Consider the following 11,538-nt stretch of genomic DNA (forward strand, 5'->3'; position numbering starts at 1 on the left):
GAAAATCGGAAGCTTCAAAGAAGAATAAAAAACGCTGGTATTAATTAGCGTTTTCTCTTTTATTAACTTGATTTTGAATGACCTGAAATAACATTGAAGGTTCGAAAGGTTTCATCAAAACATCATTCATTCCAGCAGAAATTGCTTGTTCCGCTACTTCTTGTTTGTCAAAAGCAGTCAGGGCAATAATGGGAATAGTAATTCCTTTTTCTCTTATTTTCCGTGAAGTATCAAAACCGTTAATTAATGGCATATTGATATCCATTAATACTAAATCAAACGATTCGCGTTCCAAAGCAACCAAAGCAGCAAAACCATCATCAACAATAGTGCAACTCATATTACTTACCTCAATCATTTTTTTGGTTACAACCTGATTAATTTTATTGTCTTCAACAACCAATATGTTATATAATTGGCTAGTCGATAAATCAACCTCTATATTATTTATAATTTGTTTTGATTTTTCTTGATCAAATTCAAATCCGATTGTGAATGAAAAAGTAGTTCCAACATTTTCTTCACTAACTATATCAATTTCACTATTGAATAATTTTATCAAACTTGAAACAATAGATAATCCTAAACCTGTGCCTTGATAATCTTCTTCTTTTCTTTCTATCTGAACAAACTTTTCGAAGATTTTTTCTTGATCTTCTTTTGCAATCCCAATTCCTGTGTCTTTAACTTTAAATTCAATAAAATACGTTTTGTCCTCTACATATTTCAAATCGGCAAAAATAGCAACTTCTCCGTTCTTGGTAAACTTCAAAGCATTGCTTACCAAGTTCATAATAATTTGAGATAACCGAAGTTTATCACCAATCAAAAATTCAGGTATGGCTGTATCAATTTCAACAGTTAATACATCATTGTTTTTGTCAGCGATGTACTCGACAGAATTTTTTATCAAAGTGATTTCATCTGTCAAGTTGAAAATAAGACTTTCCAACACTATTCGTTTTTCCTCTATTTTATTGATTTGAAGAATATCATTAACCAAAGATAGCAGGTATTTAGCAGAGAACTTTAAGGATTTTAAATGTGGACTATTGAACAATTCTTTATGTTCGTCTAAAATTATATTGGTAATTCCAATAACTCCATACAAAGGTGTTCTCAATTCATGAGTAATAGTAGAAACAAATTGTGATTTAAGTTGAGAGGCTTCTTCTGCTTTTTCTTTAGCCGCTATTAAAGCTTCATTAACCAATTCTAATTCATGATTAGCTTGTTCTCTAATTTTTACGTTTTTATATAAAGTCAATAATAATAACAATAAAATTATCATGATAACAATAAATAGTAACACAATTAAGTTATAATCTTTTTTACTTTGCTGATGCTTTTCGTTTACTAGTTCAATTCGTTCCAATTGGTTTTTGTATTCGTCTAGCTCAATTTGCAAAGCTGCTTTTTGCAGTTTATTCAACTTATCTTCTGAATAAACAACTTTGCTTAGTGAATCTGATTTTTCATTATACTTTTTTGCTTTTTCAGGTTCTTGATAGCGTTTGTAATGGTGAACTAAGTTATCATAAATACTAATTAAGTACGAGTCGTATCGAATCTCCTTAGCTATTTTCTGAGCTTTAGCAAAATATTGTTCCGCTTCGGCTTTTTTATTATGATTTGTTGCGTAACTACCAAGTAAAGACGCCAACATCATTTTATTTTCCTTGTTACCATATTTTTGTACATGTTCCTGAATATCTTTTAAATAAAGATTTCCTTCGTCATATTTATTAATCGCATAGTAAGCACTGACAATATTAATTTTTGTATTAATAATATCAGTACTGTCTTTGATTTTTTCAGCATAGTATAATGCCTTTTTATAATAATTTAATCCTTTTGGAACATCATTTAAGTTGTAATAATAAACATTTCCTATATTTCCGTATATCCAATTTAAGAGTTTAACTTTATTGGTTTTTTTGGCATAAGAAAGTGCTTTAAAGTAAAATTCAATAGCTTTTTTTGAATCGGAGCATTCATTATAAATAACTCCGAGCGTATTGTAGGATTGTGCTGTATATGAGTCGTCATTTATACCAAAAGAGTTAATCAAAGCTTGTTTTGAAGATTCTAATGCCTTGTCATATTGCGCATTATTAAAATCAGAAATAGCTTGATCAAGCAATCTTTTTATTTCAGTTTTCTCCTTATTATAATCTTGTGGAACCAAATTGGTATAAGAGAAAAGAAAAAATAAAAGTAATCTGATGTATTTGACTTTAATCATAAGCTTGGTTAATCGCTCAAATATAAAATTTTTATTCAAAAAAAAATCCCGATTACTCGGGATTTTATTAGTAATAGACTAATTTCTAATCAATTTGCGATATTTTATTCGTTTTGGAGATACATCCGCACCCAAACGTTTCTTTTTGTTTTCTTCATACTCAGAGAATCCACCTTCAAAATAGTATACATCAGAGTTTCCTTCAAAAGCTAAAATGTGAGTACAAATTCTGTCCAAGAACCATCTATCGTGACTAATTACTACTGCACAACCAGCGAAGTTTTCTAATCCTTCTTCCAAAGCACGAAGTGTATTAATATCCAAATCATTCGTTGGCTCATCAAGTAACAATACGTTTCCTTCTTCTTTCAAGGTCATAGCTAAATGCAAGCGATTACGTTCTCCCCCAGATAAAGCAGCAACTTTTTTGTTTTGGTCACTTCCACCAAAATTAAAACGAGATAAATAAGCTCTTGAGTTTACTTGTCTTCCGCCCATCATAATTAATTCTTGTCCGTCGCAGAAATTTTCCCAGATAGATTTATTTGGATCTATATTGGAATGTGATTGATCAACGTAAGCAATTTTAACTGTGTCACCAACGCTAAATTGACCAGAATCTGTTTTTTCTTCTCCCATAATCATTCGGAAGATTGTCGATTTACCGGCACCGTTAGGCCCGATGATGCCAACAATTCCAGCTTGTGGTAAAGTAAAGTTTAAGTTATCATATAATAATTTGTCACCAAAAGCCTTTGCAACGTTTTTAGCTTCAATTACATTAGTTCCTAATCGTGGTCCATTCGGGATATAGATTTCTAATTTTTCATCTAGTTCTTTTTGGTCTTCGTTTAAGAGTTTATCATAGTTTTGCAAACGTGCTTTTTGTTTTGTCTGACGTCCTTTAGCTCCTTGTCGCACCCAATCCAACTCACGTTCTAACGTTTTTCTACGTTTTGAAGCCACTTTTTCTTCTAGCTCCATACGTTTTGACTTTTGGTCAAGCCAAGAAGAATAGTTTCCTTTCCACGGAATACCTTCGCCTCTATCCAATTCCAAAATCCAGCCGGCAACATTGTCCAAGAAATATCTATCGTGCGTTACGGCAATAACGGTTCCAGCATATTGTGCTAAATGTTGCTCTAACCAAAGAACACTTTCCGCATCCAGGTGGTTGGTTGGCTCATCGAGTAAAAGTACATCCGGATTTTGCAACAACAAACGGCAAAGCGCAACTCTACGTTTTTCGCCACCTGATAAAACACTAATTGGCATATCACCGTCAGGAGTGCGAAGAGCGTCCATGGCAACTTCTAATTTATTATCAATTTCCCATGCTCCACATGCATCTATTCTGTCCTGTAACTCTGCTTGACGGTCCATGAGTTTATCCATTTTGTCTGCATCCTCATACACTTCTGGCAAGCCAAACATATCATTTATCTTATTGAATTCATCCAAAAGTGCCATTTTTTCGGCAACTCCTTCTTTTACGATTTCTAAAACTGTTTTGGTTTCATCTAGTTTTGGTTCTTGTTCTAAGTAACCAACCGTATAACCAGGTTGGAAAACCACATCACCTTGATAATTTTTATCGACTCCGGCGATGATCTTTAATAAGGATGATTTACCAGAACCATTTAATCCTAGGATTCCAATCTTTGCACCATAAAAGAAACTTAAATAAATATTCTTTAAAACTTGTTTATCGCTTCCTTGGTATGATTTACTCAATCGTTGCATTGAGAAAATTACTTTCTTATCGTCTGACATTTGTTTTTTATTGTTAGATTAATGAATTGTTTGATTTAATTATAGTCGCCCTTTTAGGGAACTGAAAACCCATGCGTTGGCTAAGAATCCAACACCAACAGATCCAAACCCCCAGCCCGCAATATCGGCATAGCGATAAATCCCTAACCCTATTAGAATAAATCCCATGATAATCATTATTAAGGTTGCCCATCCTAAGACGGTATTTTTATTCATTCCCATGTTTTGCGGTATTTAATTTTTGGAGAGCAAATTTAAGTAAAATAAGTGAGTTTTGAAAGGTATAAGAGAAAAGGCAAAAGGGATTAGAAAAAGTAGAAAAAGCTTTTCATTTACTTAATAAACAACTCCTTCTTTAGACGCAGGATTTCCCATCAAGTCTTTTCAATAATCATTAATATCAATAAGCTCAGCACAATGGATGTAAGTATCTTGAGCTTTAATAATTAGCTCCGTTAATAGAATTGGGGAATGATTTTTATTTAATATTTATTGATTCTTAAAAAGATAGAAATTAATTAAAAATACTCACCAACATTTCCTTCAGTAAATCACCTTGAGGTAACCCATTTGCACCAACACCTTTGCTTTTTACATCAATATCGCGAAGCTTTCCAACTATGGCACTAACTTTTTTCATTGGATAATTATGTGCTGCTGCTATATAATCGTTAACAAAATAAGGACTAACCTTTAATATTTTAGCAGTATTGTTAGGAGACTTATCTTTTAAGCCATGGTATTGAAGTAAAGCAGAAAAGAAACTAAAAACCAATCCGTTAGTTATAACAATAGGATTATCTTTCTGATTTTGGGCAAAATAATTAGCAATCTGATACGCTTTAGATTGGTTTTTTTCACCAATAGCTTTTCTAAATTCAAACACATTGAAATCTTTACTAAATCCGATATTTTCTTCAATATGATGAGGTGTAATGGTACTTCCTTTTGGTAAAATAATTTCCAATTTGTTCAATTCGTTAGCAATCCGGCTCAAATCGTTTCCTAAAAATTCAACTAGCATCGCCATGGCTTTAGGCTCAATTCCATAACCTCTTCCATGCAAAACGCGTTTAATCCACTCGCCTACTTTATTGTCGTACATCTTTTTGCTCTCGTAAACCAAACCATTTTTTTCGAGCATTTTAGTTACTTTCTTGCGTTTGTCAAGGGTTTTGTATTTGTAAGCAAAAACCAAAACCGTTGTATGTTGTGGGTTTTCGGCATATTTTTCCAATTGGTCAATCGTTCTAGATAATTCCTGTGCTTCTTTTACAATGATCACTTGGCGTTCTGCCATCATAGGGTAGCGTTTAGCATTTGCTACAATATCATCAATAGTAGTATCGCGACCATAAACCACCATTTGGTTAAATCCCTTTTCATCTTCGGTTAAAAGGTTATTTTCCAAATATTCAGTGATTTTATCAATATAATAGGGCTCTTCCCCCATCAGAAAATAAATAGGTTTTATATTCCCAGCTTTGATTTCGTTAATTATTTTTACTACTTCGTCCAAAATAAGTTTATTTGGTTATTCGTTTATTTGATAATAGATTTGTTGAATGCAAAACCTCAACTTTCCCTCCTATAACTTTCGCTTCAAAAATAGTGAAAATAAAGTGTCGATTTTTGATGAAATCAGGAAAAAGTTTATCATTCTTACACCCGAAGAATGGGTTAGACAACACACCGTTCAATTTTTACTTGAAGAGAAAAATTATCCTAAATCGTATATAAATGTTGAGAAGTTAGTTAAAGTAAATGATATTAACAAACGCTATGACATAGTGGTTTTTCATCCTAATGGCGAATTTTTTTTATTAATAGAATGCAAAGCACCGGAAGTGAAAATAACTCAGGAAACCTTTAATCAAATTGCACGTTACAATCTAAAATTGAAAGCACAATACCTTATGGTAACCAACGGACTAAATCATTACTTTTGTCAAATGGACTTTGAGAATGAAAAGTATATTTTTCTCGAAGAATTACCTAGTTTTAGACAAGAGACCAAGAGATAATTGATGATAGACAAGAGAATAGCTGTAGTCATACTGAATTGGAATGGAGCAAAATTGCTAGAACAATTTTTACCTTCAGTAATGACCTATTCTGATGAAGCAAAAATATATGTGGCTGATAATGCTTCATCGGATAATTCAATAGCTTTTATAAAAGAAAAGTATCCAACAATTACCATTATTAAAAATGATTGTAATTACGGTTTTGCCAAAGGTTATAATTTGGCACTTGAACAGGTTGAAGAAGAGTATTATGCATTAGTAAACTCCGACATTGAGGTTACTAAAAACTGGCTTACTCCCATATTGTCTATATTTGATACTGAAGCAAAAATCGGAATCATACAACCAAAACTTTTAGACTACAAAAACAAAGAATATTTTGAATACGCTGGCGCTGCTGGAGGTTTTATCGACCAATATGGATATCCATATTGTAGAGGTCGAATTTTTGAAACGATTGAAAAAGACAATAACCAATATAATGATGAGTTAGAAATCTTTTGGGCAAGCGGTGCCTGTTTTTTTATCCGAAAAGAAGTTTACCGAAAACTAAATGGTTTTGACGATGATTTCTTTGCACATCAGGAAGAGATTGATTTGTGTTGGCGCGCTTTTAATTTGGGCTTCAAAGCCAAATACACTTCAGAATCAGTAGTGTATCATGTTGGTGGTGCCACCTTGAACGAAAGCAATCCTAAGAAGACTTTCTTGAACTTCAGGAACTCATTATTGATGCTTACTAAAAATTTACCCACAAATAAATTGGTTCCTATTCTTTTTGTGCGTCTCATACTTGATGGTTTTGCCGGAATTCAATTTATTTTTAAAGGAAAATTTATTCATTGTTGGGCAATTATTAGAGCCCACTTTCATTTTTATCATCTGATAAACAAAATGTTAAAAAAAAGAAACATAACTCAGTTCGAAAATTATTATCACTCGAAAAGCATTGTTTATAGCTACTTCCTGAAAAACAGTACTAAATTTGAAAAATAATTTTAACAAGAGTTTATCATTTAAAACCACTCTTGAAATCTAAATTAATATGTACTTTTGTTAAAATTTTAATTACACTATCTTATGAAAAAAGTAATTTTAGCACTTTCGTTGTTTGCCCTAACCCTATCCTCTTGTGGCACAAAGAAAAAAATTGCCGCTTTAGAAGCTCAAAACAAAGAATGCCAAGACTTATTAAATTCAACTACTGTTAAATTGAACTTATGCCTTTCTGAAAAAGAGGCACTTTCTAAACAGAACGATTACTTAAAACAAAACAATTCTGATTTGATTAACAGTGCTAAAGAAATTACAATGTTAAGCACAAAAGGTGCTCAAAACTTGGAAAAATCATTGGAAAGTTTAAAAGAAAAAGATCTTAAAATAACTCGTCTTCAAGATGCTTTAACTAAAAAAGACAGCGTTACCTTGGCATTGGTTACCAGTTTAAAAAGCTCAGTTGGCATTACTGATCCAGACATTGAAATCAACGTAGAAAAAGGGGTAGTTTTCATATCTATTGCTGATAAATTATTATTCAAAAGCGGAAGTTACGTAGTAAGTGACAAAGCCAAAGAAGTATTAGGTAAAGTAGCTAAAGTAATCAACAGCAGACCAACATTTGAGTGTATGATTGAAGGACACACTGACAATGTGCCTTTTACAGGAAATGCAGTATTACTTGACAACTGGGATTTGAGTGTAAAACGTTCTACAGCTATAGTTAGAGTATTGACAAAAGATTTAGGCGTTAAACCATCGCAATTAATCGCAGCTGGAAGAAGCGAATTTATTCCGTTAGTGGATAACAATTCTGCGGATAACAGAGGAAAAAACAGAAGAACTCGTGTCGTAATTTTACCAAAAATTGATGAGTTCTACGAAATGATTGAAAAAGAAATGAAGAATCAGAAAAAATAGTTTCTGAGAAAAAAAAAAATAGACAATAGATAATAGAGAATACGTCCCGAGAAATCGAGACGTTTTTTTTATTTAATAATGCTGTAAACTGAAACTCAGACAGATTCCTAAAATATATCCGGATCTCCTTTACCTTCTCGAATGACTACTGGTTCATAACCCGACAAATCGATTATTGTTGAACCTACATTATCGCCATAACCACCATCAATTACTAAGTCAACCAAGTGTTGCCATTTTTCAAAAATCAATTCCGGGTCAGTAGAATACTCTAAAACTTCATCGTCATCGTGAATGGAAGTTGAAACTATTGGGTTTCCTAACATTCGAACAATGTCCAATGCAATTGTATTATCAGGCACCCGAATACCAACCGTTTTCTTTTTGCGGAACGCTGATGGCAAATCGTTATTACCAGGCAAAATGAAAGTATAAGGCCCAGGTAATGCGCGTTTTAATATTTTAAAAGTTGGCGTATCTATTTGCTTCACATAATCTGAAAGATTACTTAAATCGCTGCAAACAAAAGAAAAATTAGCTTTCTCCAACTTAACCCCTTTGATTTTGGCAATGCGTTCCAATGCTTTGGTATTGGTAATGTCACAACCCAAACCATAAACGGTATCGGTTGGATAAATAACCAACCCACCACTTTTTAAAACATCAACTACCTTTTTAATAGCAGCTTCGCTGGGTTTGTTTTCATATATTTTTATGAATTCAGCCATAAATTAGAAAATAGATGAAAGAGAAAAGATAAAAGACTCGCCTCTTTATAGTTATATATTCTTGATTCCTATCCAACCACATCCAACTTCGCAAAACGAAGTAATAGCTTCTTAATTCCACCTACTTCAAATTTTATTTCTGCTTTTTTATCAGCACCGGCACCTTCTAGACTAACGACTTCGCCTTTACCAAATCGCTCGTGTATGACTATATTCCCGATGGTTAATTTACTGTCAAATAAATTCGAATTACTCGGGGCATTTCCAATAGGTTTTAATTTACGAATATTCGCAGATGAAACCGGCTCGTCTCCATATTTCTTTGGAGGCGTTCCTGAAGTTGGTTTGGCCAATCGCAATTTGGATTTATCAATATCACCAAAAATATCCAAATCTATTGTTGGTTTATATCGATAACCTGAATCCATAGGGTTTATATATTCAAGATACTCATCTTTTATTTCTTCAATAAAACGAGAAGGTTCACTATCTACCAATTTTCCCCAACGGTAACGCGATTGCGCATAGGTTAAATATGCCTGATGTTCGGCTCGGGTTAAGGCAACATAAAACAACCTTCTTTCTTCTTCCAATTCGCTTCTGGTATTCAAACTCATTGCACTCGGAAACAAATCTTCTTCCATTCCAACTACAAAGACATACGGGAACTCCAAACCTTTTGCTAAGTGAATCGTCATCAAAGCTACTCTGTCATCATCGCCAGTGTCTCTATCTAAATCGGTAGCCAATGCTACGTCTTCCAAAAACTCGGATAAAGCGCCACGCGCTCCATCAATTTCTCTTTGGCCTTCGATGAAATCTTTTATACCACCCATTAAGGTTTCTATATTTTCAATCCTTGCAATACCTTCGGGCGTTCCGTCTTTTTTGAGTTCCTGAATTAAGCCTGTTTTTTTGGCAACATGTTCTGTTAATACAAAGGCATCCTGCTGTTCGTTGATAATTTGAAAACTCTTTATCATTGTCACAAAATCTTCCAACTTCTGCTTGGTCCCTGAGTTTAATTTCAAATCAATCTTATTGATGTTTTCCATCACCTCAAAAATGGAACGTTTATAGTGATTGGCGGCAACAGTAAGTTTTTCGATAGTGGTATCTCCAATGCCACGAGCCGGATAATTGATTACACGAACTAATGCTTCTTCGTCTTTTGGATTAATTACCAATCGTAAATAACACAATACGTCTTTTATTTCCTTTCTTTGATAAAAAGACAAACCTCCATAAATTCGATACGGAATATCGCGTTTACGTAATGCATCTTCCATGGCGCGAGATTGTGCATTGGTTCGGTACAAAATGGCAAACTGACCATTTAACATTTGGTTGCGCATCTTTTGTTCAAAGATTTCACCGGCTACAAACCTGCCTTCTTCTCCATCGGTAATACTGCGATGTACTTTGATTTTTGGACCAAAATCATTTGCTGTCCAAACTATTTTTTCGAGTTTGGTTTTATTTTTATCAATTATCGAATTGGCGGCTTCAACAATGTTTTTTGTAGAACGATAATTTTGTTCTAATCGATACGTTTTTACATTTTCATAATCTTTTTGGAAATTGAGAATGTTATTGATATTGGCACCACGAAATGCATAGATACTTTGGGCATCATCGCCTACGACACAAATATTTTGAAATCTATCACTCAAAGCTCGAACGATTAAATACTGTGAGTGGTTGGTATCTTGGTACTCATCAACCAAAATGTATCGGAATCGGTCTTGGTATTTAGCTAAGACATCCGGAAAACGATTTAAAAGTTCATTGGTTTTTAATAACAAATCATCAAAATCCATGGCGCCGGCTTTGAAACATCTGTCAACATAATTGGCATAAATTTCTCCCAAACGTGGCTTTTTGCTCATGGCATCCTGCTCTTGTAATTCGGGATTGTTCAGGTATGCTTTAACGGTAATTAATGAATTTTTATACGATGATATTCTGCCCAAGATTTGTTTAGGTTTATAAATATCTTTATCCAATTGCATTTCTTTAATAATAGCCGAAATCAATCTAACACTATCTTGAGTGTCATAAATGGTAAAATTAGAAGGAAATCCTAATTTATCAGCTTCGCTTCTTAAAATTCGTGCAAAAACAGAATGGAAAGTTCCCATCCAAAGATTTTTGGCTTCGTTAGTTCCGACAATATCAGCGATACGCTTTTTCATTTCGCGTGCAGCTTTATTGGTAAACGTCAATGCCAAAATATTAAACGAATCCACACCCAAACTCATTAGATAGGAAATACGAACTGTCAACACTCGGGTTTTCCCTGAACCGGCGCCAGCTATTATAATCATTGGTCCGTCTTTCTGAAAAACAGGTTGTTGTTGGGCTTCGTTAAGTTGGGAAATATATTGCTGCATTTTAAAAAAGTACCTAAGTTACTGAGTCGCTGTGTTGCTGAGTTTAAAAATCGTTTTGTACAAATTTAATGTTAGTTGACTTCAATTGCAATATAGATTTACTATTTATTCTATTATATTTGTGAACAATTTTAGACACAAATCAACCATGAATTCAGATAAAATTTTAGAATTACTAATGTATGCTGTTCCTTCACTGATAACTGGTAGTGTAGCGTATTATTTGTTTGATAATTACTTCAAAGACCAACAAAATACGAGACGCTGGTTGTTGCAAAAAGAAAATCAGAAGCAGGCTTTGCCTTTACGTTTGCAGGCGTATGAACGATTGGCGTTGTTTTTAGAGCGCATCAATCCGGCGAAATTATTGATTAGAGTAGCACCTTTGAGCGACAATAAAATAGATTATCAAAACCTTTTGATTCATCATATTGAACAAGAATACGAGCATAACA

General features: G+C 33.5%; 9 protein-coding genes and 1 pseudogene. 4 read left to right on the top strand and 6 right to left on the bottom strand.

Annotated elements, in window-relative coordinates; translation table 11 throughout:
- Nucleotides 1-40: 40 nt before the first annotated feature.
- The 4 genes from ACOYLP_RS07290 to holA all read right to left on the bottom strand — a co-directional run bounded on the left by ACOYLP_RS07290 (nt 41) and on the right by holA (nt 5,537).
- Nucleotides 41-2,245, bottom strand: coding sequence for a response regulator (locus tag ACOYLP_RS07290; protein WP_422855524.1), 2,205 nt, complete (start codon nt 2,243-2,245; stop codon nt 41-43).
- A gap of 78 nt (nt 2,246-2,323) precedes the next feature.
- Nucleotides 2,324-4,018, bottom strand: coding sequence for an energy-dependent translational throttle protein EttA (ettA, locus tag ACOYLP_RS07295; RefSeq protein WP_422855525.1), 1,695 nt, complete (start codon nt 4,016-4,018; stop codon nt 2,324-2,326).
- 39 nt (nt 4,019-4,057) lie between these two features.
- Entirely contained in the window at nt 4,058-4,240 is a 183-nt protein-coding gene (locus ACOYLP_RS07300) for a CAL67264 family membrane protein (protein ID WP_422855526.1), read from the bottom strand.
- 292 nt (nt 4,241-4,532) lie between these two features.
- Complete coding sequence (gene holA / locus ACOYLP_RS07305) at nt 4,533-5,537, bottom strand: DNA polymerase III subunit delta (protein ID WP_422855527.1); 1,005 nt, start codon at nt 5,535-5,537, stop codon at nt 4,533-4,535.
- Between the two features lie 46 nt (nt 5,538-5,583).
- Between holA and ACOYLP_RS07310 the strand changes: the two genes are divergently transcribed.
- From ACOYLP_RS07310 to ACOYLP_RS07320, 3 genes are all read left to right on the top strand, one after another.
- Nucleotides 5,584-6,042 carry a type I restriction enzyme HsdR N-terminal domain-containing protein gene (locus tag ACOYLP_RS07310; protein WP_422855528.1) on the top strand — a complete coding sequence of 153 codons (459 nt, stop codon included), beginning with the start codon at nt 5,584-5,586 and terminating at the stop codon, nt 6,040-6,042.
- A gap of 3 nt (nt 6,043-6,045) precedes the next feature.
- On the top strand, nt 6,046-7,041 hold the full coding sequence (locus ACOYLP_RS07315) for a glycosyltransferase family 2 protein (RefSeq protein WP_422855529.1): 996 nt from the start codon (nt 6,046-6,048) through the stop codon (nt 7,039-7,041).
- A gap of 84 nt (nt 7,042-7,125) precedes the next feature.
- Complete coding sequence (locus tag ACOYLP_RS07320) at nt 7,126-7,962, top strand: OmpA/MotB family protein (protein ID WP_422855530.1); 837 nt, start codon at nt 7,126-7,128, stop codon at nt 7,960-7,962.
- Nucleotides 7,963-8,069: 107 nt separating this feature from the next.
- Here the strand turns inward: ACOYLP_RS07320 and ACOYLP_RS07325 are convergent, their stop codons facing one another.
- Complete coding sequence (locus ACOYLP_RS07325; RefSeq protein WP_422855531.1) at nt 8,070-8,690, bottom strand: L-threonylcarbamoyladenylate synthase; 621 nt, start codon at nt 8,688-8,690, stop codon at nt 8,070-8,072.
- A gap of 68 nt (nt 8,691-8,758) precedes the next feature.
- Nucleotides 8,759-11,083 carry an ATP-dependent helicase gene (locus ACOYLP_RS07330; RefSeq protein WP_422855532.1) on the bottom strand — a complete coding sequence of 775 codons (2,325 nt, stop codon included), beginning with the start codon at nt 11,081-11,083 and terminating at the stop codon, nt 8,759-8,761.
- Nucleotides 11,084-11,231: 148 nt separating this feature from the next.
- On the opposite strand from ACOYLP_RS07330, the pseudogene ACOYLP_RS07335 reads away from it, so the two are divergent.
- Nucleotides 11,232-11,538, top strand: a pseudogene (locus ACOYLP_RS07335) (hypothetical protein); the annotation flags it as partial.

It is taken from the genome of Flavobacterium sp. (genome assembly GCF_049318325.1).
Classification (GTDB): domain Bacteria; phylum Bacteroidota; class Bacteroidia; order Flavobacteriales; family Flavobacteriaceae; genus Flavobacterium.